The sequence below is a fragment of the Paenibacillus sp. FSL R5-0475 genome, from assembly GCF_038004585.1.
Taxonomy (GTDB): Bacteria; Bacillota; Bacilli; order Paenibacillales; family Paenibacillaceae; genus Paenibacillus_AQ.
This window is the reverse complement of sequence record NZ_JBBORK010000001.1, coordinates 5,152,553-5,168,570: the sequence shown is the minus strand read 5'-3', so window position 1 is coordinate 5,168,570 and position 16,018 is coordinate 5,152,553. Positions and strand designations below refer to the sequence as shown.

The following is a 16,018-nucleotide window of genomic DNA, read 5'->3' as shown; positions in this document are numbered from 1 at the left end:
GGGGCCTTCATATGAAGTCGGGCTGGATTATTGAGAATCATAGGGATATGCAAGACCTCGGCGTTAGTGAGAGTATTTTTAATGTGGCTAATGGTTATGTAGGTGTTCGAGGTAATTTTGAAGAAGGTTATGAAGGTGACGAGCCAACGGTTCGTGGAACATATATAAATGCATTTTATGATATTACACCGATGCTATATGGGGAGAGCGCGTATGGCTTTCCCGATACACAACAGAAACTTGTGAATGTGATGGATGTACAGGATGTGACCATTCATATCGGGGAGGAGAAGTTCAGTCTTTTCACAGGAACGGTCGTTTCCCAGCGTCGTTATCTCGATATGCGCGAAGGTAAGTACGTACGGCTCGTGCACTGGATTTCACCACAAGGTAAAGAGGTCGAAATTTCATTCACACGCATGGCGTCATTGACAACACTCGAATTGTTCACGATAGATATTGAGGTAACTCGTATCAATTGTCAGGATGAAGTGACGATTACCTCTGGCGTGAATGGCGATGTGAGTAACTATACGAATGCGAAGGACCCTCGTGTTGCATCGGGTCATGCCAAGCTATTGGATATGAAGAATATCGAGGTGTTCGACGAGACCTCCTTACAAATCGTGCTTGAGACAAATACATCGAAGCTACAAGTGGCGGCAACAACAGTTCATCAGACAACGCCTGCGGTGAACGGTGAACTGATCAAGGGTGAGAAAAGTGTAATGGTGCGGTATGCGTTCCCAGCCGGTAAAGATATTGTTCAATTCACAAAATTCAACGTATTTACAGATACACGTCGACACGAAGATCCAGCTGCTCACGGACGTGAGTTGATGGCTTTGGTATTAACGCAAGGGATTCAAGCGGCTTACATGGCACAAGAAGTATATTTACAACATTTTTGGGAAATTGCAAATATCGAGATCCAAGGTGATGAGGTACTTGAGCAAGGTCTTCGATATAACGTATATCAGTTGCTGCAATCTGTGGGCAAAGATAAATACAGTAACATCGCAGCCAAAGGCTTAAGCGGTGAGGGCTACGAGGGACATTATTTCTGGGATACCGAAATCTATATCCTGCCGTTCTTCATCCTCTGTCAACCAGAGCTGGCGAAGCAGTTGCTTCGTTACCGTTATACGATTCTAGGTGAAGCGAAGAAGCGTGCGCTAGAGCTAGGCCACAAGAAGGGGGCCGCTTACGCATGGCGTACCATTACAGGGGAAGAGTGCTCGGGGTACTTCCCAGCTGGTACGGCACAGTATCATATTAATGGTGATATTGCTTATACATATATTCAATATTATCTCGCGACAGGCGATAAAGATTTCATTGCGGAATTCGGTGCGGAAGTCGTATTTGAAACTGCAAGAACTTGGATGGAGCTAGGTCATTATCATGAAGGTCTATTCAAGATTGATGATGTAACAGGTCCGGATGAGTATACGGCCATCGTAAACAATAACTATTACACGAATGTACTTGCAAAATATAATCTAGAGTGGGCTGCATCGTGGTATAAGCAGCTGGCAGAAACTCATCCTGCGGCATGGGAAGCTTTGTGTAGTCGCATTGGCTTAACAACAGATGAGATTACAGCATTTGAAGAAGCGGCTGCGAAGATGTATCTGCCTTTCGATGAGAAGTTGAACATTCATGCACAAGATGATTCTTTCTTAGCGAAGAAGGTGTGGGATTTCGAGAACACACCGGAAGAAAAACACCCACTTTTGCTTCACTATCACCCGCTACACATCTATCGTCATCAGGTGTTGAAGCAGGCCGATACGGTGCTGGCGCATTTCTTGCTCGAGGATGGCATTTCAACCGATGTCTTGCGGAACTCCTACGATTATTACGAGAAGCTGACAACTCATGATTCGTCCTTATCCTGCGCGATCTATAGCATCATGGCTTCGAAGTTAGGTTACTCGGACAAGGCGTACGATTATTTCATTGAAACGGCACGAATGGATTTGGATAACACTCATGGCAACACGAAAGACGGATTGCATATGGCGAACATGGGTGGTACATGGATGTCGATCGTCTATGGCTTCTCGGGTGTAAGGATCAAGGATGATCATTTGGCATTGAACCCGACATTGCCGAAGCAATGGAAGGGATACACCTTCACGATGCGTTACCGTCAAGCGACGATTACCGTGGAAGTGAATCATTTGAAGACGCAATTAATCGTGGATGCACAAGAGCTGATTCATATCAAAGTAATGGAGAAGAGCTTCAAGATTCCAATGGGCAAGACAATCATAACGGTATAATTTATATCCTTTCAATTGAAATCCGAAGCGGCATGAGAAATTCTCCATGTCGCTTTATGTTTTCTTATATTAATTAATTTCAACCGCTAAATGAACAGCTGAACATCACTCTCCAAAGCATCTTTTAAATACGCCGCAGCATCGATAATCTCGACCTCTGGCAGCAGTTCTTCTGTTTTAAAGCCCATGATTTCGACGGAGAGCTTACAGGCATAGAACTTGATGTTTTTTTTACGAGCTCCTTTTAGAAAATGAATCAGCTTCGGCGCGCCTTGCTCCTCCATCATCTCCTCTAGCATCATCCGGCCCAGCCCGCTGAAATTCAAATGGGAGAGTGGCAGCTGCCCAGGGCCCTTTGGCGTAATGACATCCATCAGCTTCTCATAAATACTTTTATCCTCTAGCGTCATCTTCTCCGGATCACGCACCAGAAACAAACCCCAGAAAGAGAAAAACATCGTAACCTCTACATCAATATCTCTTGCGGCATTCGCTAGGATCAATCCCGCCATGGCTTTGTCGTATTCTCCGCTGAACATCAGAAGATTTATTTTTTTACTCACCTGGATAGTCCTCCCGTTACTTATATTGAATTATAAGAAAGTATAAGTTTCACGATATACGTTATCCTTATAATTCTCGCATAAACGTTTAGCCTCCTTAAGAGGACGCCGTAGGCGTTTTAGCTTGGAATGTCATTAGTATGGTTATGGAGGGGAGAAGTATGCGAAGGGACCTTCCGAATTCACAAAAAAAGCCCCCTTACGGGAGCTTCATCACCTTTATTTTGTTACCTAGCTTCTACTAATGTACTTCAGAATCTTTGGATTCTGGATCTAAGGTGCTGCGGATGTCATGGTAACGGGCGGAAAGCCAAATGCTTCCGGTAAATAATACGATGAGTCCAAGAACGATAGAAAATCGCCAGTCGCCTGCTTTGAAGTTCAGCTGAAGTACCGTTAGTACAAGCGAAACCTGGGTCCAGACCAGTGTTCTTTTGCGAAAAGCCGCAATATCTCCAGACATCTTTGGGATATTCCGAATGATCAAATAGGCAATAACTGCGAGAATAAGCGCAAATATAGCGGTTACGGCTAATTCAGAAGAGGATAGGACATGCATGGTCTCAGGCATCCTTTCGGCTTGCAAAAGTTAGGATTCAAAAAAGGTGAATTACTATTTCTTGAAAATACCTAGCGGAGCTCCGATCGGTAAGAAAGTGCGTCCGAAATGAGCGTTTAGCACAGAAGCGCCACATCCGTATAAGGATACGATACCAATTCCAAGTTCGGCACAAGCAGCAAGCTTATGGAAGAATTCTGGAGCGACACCAAAGGAATCGAAGGTTAGTCCAATAAAAAGGAAATCTATCAATACAAAAATGATAAGCAAAACTCTATTAGCCTCAACCGCGCCAATGGTCATAAAGATTGTAAAGATCAAGTAACCCAGAAATACAAATCCGAGCTGCTTAGGATCTACAGCCTCTGCAAGCGTTGGGCCGAATACGCCGAGCTTGATCAGCCAGCTGCTAGCCATGCCGAACCAAAAGAAAGCGTAGGCGCCAAAGGCAGTCATACCAAAGGTGTTGTTGTGCTTAGCATCTTGAATTGCGGCGAATAGTTGAGCAAATGCTCCCAGGAAGATAGCCCAAGGAATGACGTAGCTAAGTCCTGTTGTAAACTCAAGCTTCTGTGAAGAAGCAACCAATGTGACAATAGCCAGTCCGAATAGCCCGATGGCGCTAGGGTCTGCGGTGACGATTTTGACAGATTGGGTGTTAGGGGATTGCGCTGACATGACAGTAAAAGCCTCCATTATTATATATAGTTTTACGCTCTTAAAAACAGCACTCAACGAGCGCTGTTCATAGGCTTGCCTATCATATCATATCGGTATGTGCTTGCCTATAAAACAGCGCTCATTTTTTGTTGTAAAAGGGTGGCCTTATGTCCAATAAGAGGTTATTTACATTTTTAGCTTCAACGAAGAAACCTTTTAGCCAAACAAACCGCGGTATTATGTCAAGATTAGACATTATATGCAGTGATAATCTTCACAATCTGTTGAAAATTGATGTATAATAGTCAGTGATAATTATTATCAAGTCATAATGAAAAGGCGGTAAGCTTGAAGTGAGCAAATGGACATTATTTACGAAGGCGACCCGGTTTTGGAGTTTTTCAGTTATGCTTATCCCGATTGTTTTAGGTACAGTTGGGGCATATGTATGGGAAAGGTCATTCCATCCGGTCTTATTTATTCTAACCTTAATAGGGGCGATTTCGGCGCATCTGTTTTCCAATATGGTGAATGATCTGTGGGATTATCGCAACGGAACAGATACAGAGGCGAAGAATTCCGCTGGTGAAATCAGCACAAACTCCGGGCTACTGACAGGTGGAATCCTCTCGGAGTCTTTTTATGCAAAGATGACCTGGAGTATGTTGGCGATTGCCCTCATCTGTGGTGGAGTCCTAAGTATATATAGCGGTTGGAATATCCTCTGGTTTGTACTTGTAGGTGCTTTAATCGCTTATTTCTATGTAGCCCCACCCCTGCGGTATGGCTATCGCGGCAAAGGTTACAGTGAGATGGCTATCTTTATAGCTTTTGGGATCATGCCTGTGTTAGGTTCCTTTTTCGTACAAACCGGTCATTTTAGCATGAAGCCTGTCATCCTTTCATTGCCGGTTGGATTCTTGACTACATTGCTATTGTTTAATCATCATTTCTTACATTGGAAAGCGGACGAGCAGGCTGGAAAACTTACGCTTGTTGTAGTGTGGGGTGAACAGAAGGCCCTTGTCTTCTCGCGTGTGCTTCTCTTCACCGGTTATGCATCTGTGGTGATCTGTGTGCTAATGGGCGTACTTCCAGTTTATGCACTATTGGCTTTGGTTACGGCCTTCTGGCCGATTCGTATTTATCGTGGACTGAAGCCGCATAATGCTTCACCAGCCTATATCCCGCTCATGGGTGCTTCACAAAAAGCCTCCGTTCGTTGCGGAGTAGTGATGGCAGCAACCTTACTAATTCAAGGATTATTCTGAAAATATAAGAATATATAGGTTTCACGCTATACATTATCCTTATATTTCTCGCATAAACGCTTACCGTCCATTAGGGACGCTGAAGGCGTTTTTGCTTGTACTAATAATTACCATACAGAAGGAGTGAGCTTTCATGGAAAAGAAGGACAAGGAACTGTTGAAGGAAGAACCAAATGTTAAAGGCAATCAAATGGTGCTTGGAGATTTCCACTCCATTTTAGAAGAAGGAAAGGTCTGGAAGACAGGTGGATTTACACTGCCTGATGGATCCTTTTGGGCTTATCGTGAACCGGAAGCGGTAGTTATCGTTCGTAATGATACGCTGTATGTGCGTGCGAAATTATCCCGCGAGAACCATCAAGTACAAATTCTAGACAATGCTAAGCATATGTATTACTCCGCGGAGCCAGTGGTAATTCCTGAGACCGGAGAGATTAGCTTTGAGCTGCAAATTCGTAGCCGTACACAAGGAACAGCACCTGGAGATTTGTACGATGGTTATGTATCGCTGAACTTGCTTGATTTTACGACAGGTGCGGCGCTAGACTTTTTTGCGGGAAATGATAAATATGCTAGTGTATATGGTATTTTGCCGTTCCCGGGGGTACAAGTACCAGAGAGCAAAGGAACGAAATATTTCTGCATCTTTAAAGAAGATACGGATTTCAAACCACGTGAATTTAATACCTACCGCATAACGTACCACCGTGGCAACGATGAGGCTGTATTCTATTTGAATGGCCAAGAAGTGCGCCGTGAGAAAAATATTCCGATCAAGTTCAACAACTTTACAGTCGCGCTTGGAATTATGACAGAGAAGGATCTGAGTCCTGAAGGCAGTGTGTCTGTGCATGGACAGACAGTTATTGCAGAATGGTCCCCAGTGAAGATTACAACGATAGAACAGTAATACCTTGCAGGCTCAATTGATAAATAAGGGTGTATGGTGTGAATATTAAAAGCTTTCTAAGATTTGTGGAGCTGCCGACAAAAGTAGCCAGTATGATCCCCTTTCTGATGGGAACGCTGTATGCCCTGTATCGGTTTGAGGATTTTTATGTGTTGCGTTTTGGTCTGATGTTCGTTTCCCTGCTTAGTTTTGATATGGCAACGACGGCGATTAACAATTATTACGATTTCAAAAAAGCTTCCAAAACCCACGGCTATGGCTATGAGACGCATAATGCGATTGTGCATTTTAAGCTAAAAGAGAGCACCGTCGTGGCGACGATTGTTATTTTGCTGGCTCTGGCTGCAGGGGGCGGGATTGCGCTTGTTACGCAGACGGGTTTACTGGTCTTTTTGCTGGGTGGGCTGTCGTTCTTGATAGGGATCCTTTATTCGTTCGGGCCGATCCCGATTTCGCGGATGCCGTTAGGTGAGTTGTTCTCGGGTTTGTTTATGGGCTTTGTCATTATTTTTATTTCTGCCTATATTCATACGGACGAGCATGTGGTATCGCTGTTGCTTCAGAACGGTTGGGTCAGCTTGAATATCAATATTATGGAAGTGCTGTACCTGTTCTGGTTCTCTGTTCCTGCCATTCTGGGGATTGCAGGGATTATGCTCGCTAATAATATTTGTGATATTGATGAAGATGTGGAGAACCGCAGGTACACACTTCCGGTCTACATTGGCCGACGTAATGCGCTTGTGCTGTTTAAATATCTATACTATGTCTCTTATCTGGATCTTGTAGTGCTGCTGATCTTGGGGATTAACCCTATTCTTGTCTTGGCGATTCTACTTACACTGATCCCATTGCACCGAAATATCGATTTGTTCAAACAGAAGCAGGAGAAGGCGAGTACCTTTATTCTTGCTGTCAAAAATTTCGTGTTGATGAACGCGGCGCGAATTGCTGTACTTGGTGCGGCTGTGCTGTTAAATATGATAATGTAATTTTTCCACTGGATTAAAAAGCAGTATCTATCGGAGTCGAATCTCCTTTGGGTGCTGCTTTTTGCGCTCTGAATGTACTTTTCTATTAGTGATGAGTTTCATTCTATGATAAGGTGTCTTAAAGTATAGTAACTAATCCAAGGGAAGAGGTGTAGCCATTATGGTACAAAAACTTCGGTGGGGAATCATAGGCTGTGCGCAGATTGCGACTGGCTCAGTGATGCCAGCTATCATGAATTCAGATTCGGGAGTGATTACAGCGGTAGCGAGTCGTGGCTTGGAAAAAAGCAGCGCTGTAGCCGCAGAGTTCGGAATAGAGAAAGCATATGGCAGTTATGAAGAGTTACTTGCGGATAAAGAAATCGATGCGGTGTATGTTCCGCTCCCTAATCATCTTCATCGAGAATGGGTGATCCGTGCGGCAGAAGCAGGTAAGCATGTGTTATGTGAGAAACCGATCGCACTGAACAGTGCAGAGGCTGCAGAGATGGTGAAAGCATGCAACGATGCAGGCGTCCACTTAGCAGAAGCATACATGTATCGACATCATCCACGGATTGCTGAACTCCAGGAAATTATCGCTAGCGGTGAAATCGGAGAATTACGCTCGATTCGAGGTACATTTACTTACAATGATGCTACAGACACTTCAAATATTCGTTTTAAATCGGCTTGGGGTGGCGGCTCGCTTTATGATGTTGGCTGTTATCCTTTAAGTGCGGCACGACTGTTATTTGGGACGGAGCCGGAAGCTGTGACCGTGCATGCGAAGTTCTCCCCTGAGCATGATAATGTAGATATGATGGCTTCAGGGCTGGTGGAGTTTCCAAATGGTTTAAGCTTGATCTTTGATTGCGGAATGTGGGCATATAACCGCCAGCTCTTAGAGATTCTTGGGACCGAGGGACGAATTGAGGTGCCTATGCCTTTCAACGCTAGAGACGAGGATGCGGAATTCTTTGTGTACACTGGTGATGAGGTGAGACGGGTCGATGCCACAGGGGCTAATCCATACATTCGGCAGGTGGATGATTTTGCAGCCGCTGTGTTCACAGGTAAGAGACTCATTGCACCGGAGGATCCGGTACTAAGTATGAGGCTGGTTGAAACCTGCCTTGCTTCAGCTAAACAACGGCAAAGAATTAGCATGGTGTAACAGCGAATCTAATATGGATCTACGTTAAAAAAACCTCCGGCTTGCTGCATAAGCAGCTGCCGGAGGTTTATTTGTTTGCATATTCGGATTTTAAACTGTGCTCAAGAGAATATCATCTTCGTCATCATTGCTATTAAAGGCTTCGCGGTCAAATTCACCTTCTGAATTCGCGACCAACAACGCGGTTACAGCTGTTCCTGTTGCATTTACAGCGGTACGACCCATATCGATGAGCGCTTCTACACCTGCAACGATAGCGATTCCTTCAAGCGGCAGGCCAAGAGCGGTTAAGACCACCGTAGTGGAGATTACGGCTGGTCCAGGTACGCCAGCTACACCAATAGAAGAGATGATACTTACTAAGACCAGCGTAATATAGTCAGTCCAGTTCAGATCAATACCGAATACTTGGGCGGTAAACACAGCCACAATCGCCGGCCAAATGCCACCGCACGCATTAAAGTTGACCGATGCTCCTAACGGCGCAATAAAGCTCGCGATCCGCGGGGAGACATGAAGGCGCTTCGTAATCACTTCAAGATTGACAGGAAGTGTTGCGTAGCTGCTTCTAGTCGTGAAGGCAACGGTAATGGTTGGATAGATTTTGCGGAAGAAACGAATTGGATTCACCTTCGCTACTAATAGAACCAACCCGCCAAAGATAAGAACAAAATGTATAATCATTGCGACATATGAGGTAATAATTACGCTGCCCAGCTCCTGCAACGTTTCCCAGCCATAACGTGCGGTAATTCCTGCAATCAGTGCGAAGACACCGTAAGGCGTCAAGCGAATAATGAATTTCACGACCTGATGCAGTATCAGTGTCAGGGATTCAATAAGATCACGTACAGGTTTCACGGCTTCCGGTTTCTTGGAGCCAATTTTGATTATAGCTACTGCTAGGAAGATAGCGAAAATGAGCAGAGGCACAACCTTACCCGTAGCTGCTTCATTCACAGGGTTAGATGGCACAAGGTCTAGAATAACCTGTGAGAAGGTCGGAATTTCCCGGGCGGCGAAATCTGCAGGTACATCCTGTTGTATCCCTTGACCAGGATTGAACAGCAGCGCAACCGATAGGCCGATAATAGAAGCGATACCCGTCGTTCCGAGGAACCAGGCGAAGGTTTTGATCCCTATTTTGCGCAGATACTCCAGATTAGTTAAGGAAGAAATACTGTTTAATACGAGTATGAATACTAAAGGGATGACGAGCATGCGAATCAAGCTGACATAAATGCTGCCGAACGTACTGATAGCTTTGGTCTCTAAATCGAAGTATTGAAAGAATATTCCGGCAATAAGTCCGATGCCAAGTCCGATGAGTACCCGAGTACCAAATCCAATGCGTTTACGTGCCAGTAGAAACAAAATTGCAAAAACAAATATGGAAGCTACAAATCCATACCAGTTCGTTTCGATGGCGGATAACAAGTTGTTATCTATGTTCACTACCAATACCCCCTTAAACCTAGTTTTTTAATGTGATTAATCCTATTGAGATCAATCTATATAGAATTTATAGTAAAGTCAATGTAATAATATGTTAAAAATAATCAATCCCGATAAAAACCATGTGAAAAATAAAAATTGATTGACAAGGCGCATCGTCATGAATAATATGGAACTTAATCACAAGCCAATTGGAATCGACTGGACAGCCGGAGATTCAACGAAAGACGCGTATTTTGCGTCTCGTTGAGTCTCTTTTTTTATTTTAGAGAAGGGAGAGGTAATGGAGGTAAAGTGCAAAAATGTAGTGAAGTGGCATGGATCGACTGGACAGCCAGAGATTCAACAGGTACGTAATACGTGCCGTGTTGGGTCTTATTTTATTTGAAAAGGATGGTACACATTATGAAAAAACTTACGATATCTTTGGTTGCTGCAACTGTTGTCTTTTCCGCACTGACATATGCCGCAGTATCCGCTAATAAAAAAACAGCAGAGGCAGCATCCATTGAAGCAAGCAGTAATACAGCAGTATCCGTTTCAGCAGCAGCGGCACCCGTAGCTACTTCTGCAGCCGTAGTCGTTGTTCAGGCAGAAGCCACTTCGGCTCCTGTTACAGAAACGGTTCAGCCGGAATCTTCAGCTCCAGCAGTGGAGACTGTCTCCGCAAAAGCGACTGCTGCCCCAGAAGCAACCGTTGATTCTGCGGAGAAGGCTGTTGCCTCAGCAGCTCCAGCGGTGGGTGAAACTCAGCCTAAGGCGACCGCAGCTCCAGCCGCGGAGACCGCTAAGGTAGCTACAACTACAACCACGGTAGCTGCGACTGTCAAAACGCAAACTCAAACAGCTACACCGGTTCCAACGGCTGCGCCTACGGCAGCTCCCAAAGCAATCGTAACTGCCAAAGCAGCTCAACCGACATCTGCTCCTGTCGTATCTGCTCAGCCTAAGGCCACTGTGGCTCCTGTAGTAACGGCAACGGAAGCACCTTCGAAATCGAAATCCATTACTTTCTCCACAACTGAGGTGGTTAAAGCGACAGCCGCTCCGGTCGTTGAGTCTGCCCAACCGAAGACATCGTCTTCTGCACCTGCATCATCCACGGTCAGCGCACCAGCAGCTGCTCCAGCGGAAACGGTTCAGGCACCCGCACCGGCACCAGCCGCTGAGGAAGAGGTTTGTCCTTGATGAGCGGCAGGCTCATTCAGGATTCCTTTCAGCCCATACATCACATAAACCTATTTAAGGCGAGGTGCACATAATGATACGACCATTAACCTTTAAAAAAATTCTAACGCTGCTGCTGGCAGCCTCCCTGCTAATTCTGCCTACTCAGGCAGGAAGAGCTTATGCTAATCCGGATAACGCAGAGGCGCTAACTTCTTTTGGCTCAAGTAGTGGTGTAAGCCACTTTGATTATTTCAGTCATGTCTATGACCGTCTGAATGATCCTAACCATGTATTTAAAACGGCAACCTATGAGGATATCGTTCATCTTTTTGAGAGTGAAGGCACTTACGCTGTTCTGGTTGGCGGCGCTTGGAGCGAGAATACACAGGCCGACATCGGCTTTATCAATGAAGTAGCTAAAGAATATGGCATCTCTACGATTTATAACTTTGATACTAAGCTGGACGGTGACACGCTCCAGATTGCAGACAGCAATAATAAATTTGCTTACAAATACGTTGACCTGGTAAACAAATATTTAAAGAATTTGAATCTGTCCTCGAAGGATGTTCCAGAACGCAATGTTAGCTATACCAATAAAAACGGGGATGTCGTAACTGCTAATAAGATCGAATCTCCATTTCTCTTGGTATACAACAAGGATCACAAGGATGCACAAGGAAATATCGCTCCTGTTGTATCCTATCTGGATAAAAGCTACTCGTGGAATGAGTTCCTGACGAACGGAACACTTGATGCTACGAAGGTTAATGCGTATAAAGCATCAGTAAGAGAGGTACTTAGTGCCGCTTCTGGGTATAACACGATCGATGAATCTGCTTATATCAAGGCGGCGTTTAACAAGAACTACGAGGGCGAAAATGAGGGCAAACCTACGATCTTCAACGAATCGGACGGTACGCTCGTGTATGAACATGTGACCTACCATCAGCTGAAGCAAATTTTGGCGAGTGATGGCAACTATGCGATTTTGTTAGGTGGATCATGGTGCCCCAACACGCAAGCGGTTATCAAATATATTAATGAGTATGCCAAAAAGCATAATATCGATAAGGTCTACTTCTTCGATACGAAGCTCGACTCTGGGGTGACGGTTGCTGAACCAAGCAACAACAGCGGCACCAAGGGCAATGCCAATCCGCACAATAATAATGAGCTTCAGATTAGAACAACCAATCACCCATATGCGAAGTTGTATGTTGATTTGGTCCGTACTTATCTGACTAATATCAAGACCGAGAACAATACAGCAGCCAAACCATCTGTGATTAGTTATGTGAATGAGCTTGGAGATACCGTGATTGGAGATAGACTTCAGGTTCCATATCTGTTCACGTACAACAAGGATAACAAAGATGCAGACGGCACTAATGCACCTATTCTAGGGCATATTGAGCTTATGTACAGCTGGACGAACATCCAACCGGATTACGTGCAGGCGAATTACCCAGTCGGAGCCAGATACACTAACACTACAACAGCTCTGGATAAGCTATTCTCTAAACTGGAAGCTGTGCCCGCTGGACTTACAGGTGTTGCACCAACCGCAGCAGACAGTAAGGATGGGCAAATCTTGGGCACAAGTTCGGCCTTGGAATATAAGCTGGCTGGAGATACGGCATATACGCCAGTATCAGGATCAGCAATTACAGGGCTTGCGCCTGGTGTTTATAAAGTAAGATATGCGGCTACATCAGGATATCAAGGACCAACGAACGCAGCGGGACCGACGATCATTCCTTATAATGCTGGAGAAGATGTAAGTGTGGAGGTGCCTGCTTATATCCATCAACAAGCAGCTCCAACAGGTCTATTAGGCGTAGCTCCTACTTCTGAAGCTAACGATGATGGGCAAATTACGGGCTCAGCTGAAGGGCAGGAATATAAGGGTGTTGGAGAAGCTGATTATAAGCCTGTAACAGGCGTAGCCATCACAGGTCTTACTCCGGGCTTTTATAATGTGAGATTTGCGGCAAAAGAAGGATACAGCGTAGGTAAAGATGCTACTGTTGAAGTTCCGGCCTATGGCGAGCAAGCAGCTCCTGTAGGGCTAGTAGGGGTGGCACCGACTACTGCAGCCAATAATGATGGCAAAATCACAGGGACTACGAAAGCGTTGGAGTATAAGCTATCAACAGTTACCGATTATGTCTACGCAACAGATGTAGAGATCGTTGGACTGGTACCGGGGACGTATCAGGTAAGATACGCAGCCAAAGAAGGATTTAATGCAGGCAGAGCAGCAGAAGTGATTGTTCCAGTATTCACTGCAGAGCAAGCAGCGCCATCCGGTTTACAGGGGGTAGCACCTACCTCTACTGCGAACAATGATGGGAAAATTACAGGAACCACAACAGCCTTAGAATATAAGCTGTCCAGTGTGACTAATTATGTGTATGCACCAGATAAAGAGATTACAGGTCTAATACCAGGTACGTATCAAGTTCGATACGCAGCGAAAGAAGGTTATAAGGCGAGTCCAGTAACTAATATTATTGTCCCTGCTTATGTATCTATTTCAGACCCAGGAACAAGTGGGCCTGGCGGCAGCAATCCTGCGCCGAGCACGACCACACCAACACCAACAGCAAGCCCTCAACTGGTTGCTACAACAACAACCGGTAACACTGTGAATTTATCATCAACAGCAGCAACTAAAACGGATAAAACCACAGGAGTAACCACAGCAACAATCACGAAGGAAGCGGCTACCGAGCTTGTGAATCTTGCTAAAAAGGCAGAAGCGGATGGGAAGAAAGCCGTACTTGAAATTAAAGTAGCAGCTACTTCTGAAACCCAAACAGCCGAGCTTACGCTACCGAGAAGCATAATTAACGAGTTGGTCTCTGGTACAAAGGCCGAGATTACCATTCATTATGAGAATGTAGGTACGATTACGCTTGATGCTAAATCTTTGGCAAGTATCAGCTCAGCCTCGGATGCAGGGGATATTGTCATAACCATTGCTAAGGTTTCGTTAACGGCAGAAGGTAAGGCCGTTCTCGGGGACAGACCGGTTTATGATTTGTCGGTAAAAGCAGGTCAGAGTACCATTTCCACCTTTGGTGGGGGCATTATCCATATCAGTGTGCCGTATACACTGCAAGCAGGAGAACAGAAAGATGCGGTCATCGTATACCATATCAATACCAACGGAAGCTTGGAGAATGTACGCGGGAATTATAACGCTGCCAAGGGAACCGTAGATTTTGTTACCACACATTTCTCCCAATATATTATTGGATATAACAAGGTAAGCTTTGCGGATGTTTCAGAAACTTCGTGGTATAGCAGTGCAGTAGGTTATCTTGCGGCACGCAGTATCACATCCGGTACGGATGCAGAGCATTACAGTCCGAATGCTGCAATAACTAGAGGGCAATTCATAGTCTTGCTCTTGAATGCTTATGGCATCACACCCGACGCTACCGCAACTGATAATTTTGCGGATGCGGGCAATACGTATTACACGAACTATCTCGCGACTGCTAAGCGCCTTGGGGTAGCCACAGGTTCTGGAGATAATCAATTCCAGCCAGAGGTTCAGATCACTAGACAGGAGCTATTTACACTCTTGTATCGCTCACTTGTAGCGCTAGGTGAACTGCCATCCGAGAAGAAGGCTGTAGCTCTTTCTGATTTTGGTGATGCAGGGGAAATTGCTGGCTATGCACAGGAAGCCCTTCAGGCGCTGGTGGAAAGAGGTGTAGTAACCGGAGCGAATAGCAAGCTGAGTCCTAAAGAAGTTACTACAAGAGCGCAAGCGGCACAGGTCATTTATAATCTATTATCGAAATGATTGGCGGTAGCTGAATATAACAGTAGAACCCCCCTGCTTTTTTACAGGGGGGTTCTACTGTTAAAACTTAATGCAGATTTTTCCGAAGTGTGTACCCTTAGCCAAGTATTGCAATGCTTCAACAGATTGTTCAAATGGAAATACAGCGTCAATGATAGGGCGAAGTCCATTTTGTTCAACCGCACGGTTCATCGTCTCAAACATGTCACGGCTTCCGACATTGATGGCTTGAAGGCGTGCTTTTCTCAGAATTGCAGGGATGATTTCAAAGCCCTCGACTTGGAAGCCCGACAGACCGCCTACCAGACTGATCCTTCCACCCACCCGCAGCGCCACGATTGACTTATTTAATGTGGATGATCCACCGAGATCAACAATATGGTCTACCCCACGTCCCCCTGTCAGCTCAAGAACAGCCTTATCCCATTCAGGGGTCTTTAAATAATTGATACCAATATCCGCTCCCAATCCCTTTGCACGCTTAAGCTTCTCATCGCTGCTTGATGTGATGATCACCTGTGCACCGTGAAGCTTGGCAAATTGAAGCGCGAATAGTGAAACTCCACCCGTTCCTTGTATCACTACAGTCTCTCCAGCCTTCACCTTTCCTTCTTCAACAATAGCATGCCAGGCTGTAACACCAGCACAAGGAAGTGTTGCCGCTTCTTCATCAGTTAATAGATCTGGAACACGAACCAATCCCTCCTCGGGAAGCACAACATATTCTGCAAGCAACCCATCAAGCGGACTTCCCAATGAGCTCACCCAATTTTCTTGTGTAGGTTCTCCCGAAATCCAGCTTTGAGTAAAAATACCGCTTACCCGATCACCAATCTTGAATCTGGACGTATGCTCACCTAAAGCAACAACTTCACCAACACCGTCCGATACCGGAATTAAAGGAGAGTTCAAAATTGGGTTATAAAAACCATCAATGACACCTAAATCTCTAGCGTTAAGGGAAACTGCCCGCATTTTTATACGAACTTCACCAGAACCAGGATTAGGAATTGGACGTTCGGCTACCTTCAGTTGATCGAGCCCAAATTGACTTTGAATTTCGTATACTTTCATGTGCAATCTCTCCTTCTTGAAGTGCATAGACATACAATAATCCATAAATTACACTTAAGTAAGGAGGCACTTTATAGTGTCCAGGGAACCAAAAAGTGCA

At 45.1% G+C, this 16,018-nt stretch carries 12 protein-coding genes; 7 read left to right on the top strand and 5 right to left on the bottom strand.

Annotation, left to right across the window (positions count from 1 at the left end; all coding sequences use genetic code 11):
• Positions 1-11 precede the first annotated feature (11 nt).
• Entirely contained in the window at positions 12-2,288 is a 2,277-nt protein-coding gene (locus MKX41_RS23135; protein WP_340973311.1) for a glycoside hydrolase family 65 protein, read from the top strand.
• A gap of 86 nt (positions 2,289-2,374) precedes the next feature.
• On the opposite strand, the gene MKX41_RS23130 is transcribed toward MKX41_RS23135, so the two are convergent.
• The 3 genes from MKX41_RS23130 to MKX41_RS23120 form a co-directional block, all read right to left on the bottom strand.
• Positions 2,375-2,851, bottom strand: a complete 477-nt coding sequence (locus MKX41_RS23130; RefSeq protein WP_042131456.1) for a DsrE/DsrF/DrsH-like family protein — start codon at positions 2,849-2,851, stop codon at positions 2,375-2,377.
• 241 nt (positions 2,852-3,092) lie between these two features.
• A complete protein-coding gene (locus MKX41_RS23125; protein ID WP_076297950.1) occupies positions 3,093-3,410 on the bottom strand; it encodes a hypothetical protein in 318 nt (105 codons plus the stop codon).
• 54 nt (positions 3,411-3,464) lie between these two features.
• On the bottom strand, positions 3,465-4,088 hold the full coding sequence (locus tag MKX41_RS23120) for an acetate uptake transporter (RefSeq protein WP_340973307.1): 624 nt from the start codon (positions 4,086-4,088) through the stop codon (positions 3,465-3,467).
• 335 nt (positions 4,089-4,423) lie between these two features.
• Here MKX41_RS23120 and MKX41_RS23115 point away from each other — a divergent pair, with 335 nt between their 5' ends.
• From MKX41_RS23115 to MKX41_RS23100, 4 genes are all read left to right on the top strand, one after another.
• On the top strand, positions 4,424-5,341 hold the full coding sequence (locus tag MKX41_RS23115) for a prenyltransferase (protein ID WP_340973306.1): 918 nt from the start codon (positions 4,424-4,426) through the stop codon (positions 5,339-5,341).
• A 133-nt stretch (positions 5,342-5,474) separates the two neighbouring features.
• The gene (locus MKX41_RS23110) at positions 5,475-6,251 is read left to right on the top strand and encodes a DUF6081 family protein (protein ID WP_340973304.1); all 777 of its coding nucleotides are present in this window, start codon (positions 5,475-5,477) and stop codon (positions 6,249-6,251) included.
• A 38-nt stretch (positions 6,252-6,289) separates the two neighbouring features.
• Positions 6,290-7,243, top strand: coding sequence for a 1,4-dihydroxy-2-naphthoate polyprenyltransferase (gene menA, locus MKX41_RS23105; protein WP_149645390.1), 954 nt, complete (start codon positions 6,290-6,292; stop codon positions 7,241-7,243).
• 160 nt (positions 7,244-7,403) lie between these two features.
• Entirely contained in the window at positions 7,404-8,399 is a 996-nt protein-coding gene (locus MKX41_RS23100; RefSeq protein ID WP_340973302.1) for a Gfo/Idh/MocA family protein, read from the top strand.
• A 90-nt stretch (positions 8,400-8,489) separates the two neighbouring features.
• Here the strand turns inward: MKX41_RS23100 and MKX41_RS23095 are convergent, their stop codons facing one another.
• Positions 8,490-9,848 (bottom strand): dicarboxylate/amino acid:cation symporter, encoded by a 1,359-nt coding sequence (locus MKX41_RS23095; protein WP_042194660.1) that lies wholly within the window; start codon positions 9,846-9,848, stop codon positions 8,490-8,492.
• A 411-nt stretch (positions 9,849-10,259) separates the two neighbouring features.
• Here MKX41_RS23095 and MKX41_RS23090 point away from each other — a divergent pair, with 411 nt between their 5' ends.
• Together MKX41_RS23090 and MKX41_RS23085 are read left to right on the top strand one after the other, a co-directional pair.
• Positions 10,260-11,042, top strand: coding sequence for a hypothetical protein (locus MKX41_RS23090; protein ID WP_340973300.1), 783 nt, complete (start codon positions 10,260-10,262; stop codon positions 11,040-11,042).
• A 73-nt stretch (positions 11,043-11,115) separates the two neighbouring features.
• Positions 11,116-14,844, top strand: a complete 3,729-nt coding sequence (locus tag MKX41_RS23085) for an S-layer homology domain-containing protein (protein WP_340973298.1) — start codon at positions 11,116-11,118, stop codon at positions 14,842-14,844.
• Between the two features lie 60 nt (positions 14,845-14,904).
• Here the strand turns inward: MKX41_RS23085 and MKX41_RS23080 are convergent, their stop codons facing one another.
• Positions 14,905-15,918 carry a zinc-dependent alcohol dehydrogenase family protein gene (locus MKX41_RS23080; RefSeq protein ID WP_340973297.1) on the bottom strand — a complete coding sequence of 338 codons (1,014 nt, stop codon included), beginning with the start codon at positions 15,916-15,918 and terminating at the stop codon, positions 14,905-14,907.
• Between the last annotated feature and the right edge of the window lie 100 nt (positions 15,919-16,018).

Bases quoted from the DNA above. Each gene is read 5' to 3' on its own strand.
- MKX41_RS23135 (WP_340973311.1), top strand. From the start codon at position 12: ATGAAGTCGGGCTGGATTATTGAGAATCATAGGGATATGCAAGACCTC.
- MKX41_RS23125 (WP_076297950.1), bottom strand. From the start codon at position 3,410: ATGCATGTCCTATCCTCTTCTGAATTAGCCGTAACCGCTATATTTGCG.
- MKX41_RS23120 (WP_340973307.1), bottom strand. From the start codon at position 4,088: ATGTCAGCGCAATCCCCTAACACCCAATCTGTCAAAATCGTCACCGCA.
- MKX41_RS23110 (WP_340973304.1), top strand. From the start codon at position 5,475: ATGGAAAAGAAGGACAAGGAACTGTTGAAGGAAGAACCAAATGTTAAA.
- MKX41_RS23100 (WP_340973302.1), top strand. From the start codon at position 7,404: ATGGTACAAAAACTTCGGTGGGGAATCATAGGCTGTGCGCAGATTGCG.
- MKX41_RS23090 (WP_340973300.1), top strand. From the start codon at position 10,260: ATGAAAAAACTTACGATATCTTTGGTTGCTGCAACTGTTGTCTTTTCC.
- MKX41_RS23085 (WP_340973298.1), top strand. From the start codon at position 11,116: ATGATACGACCATTAACCTTTAAAAAAATTCTAACGCTGCTGCTGGCA.
- MKX41_RS23080 (WP_340973297.1), bottom strand. From the start codon at position 15,918: ATGAAAGTATACGAAATTCAAAGTCAATTTGGGCTCGATCAACTGAAG.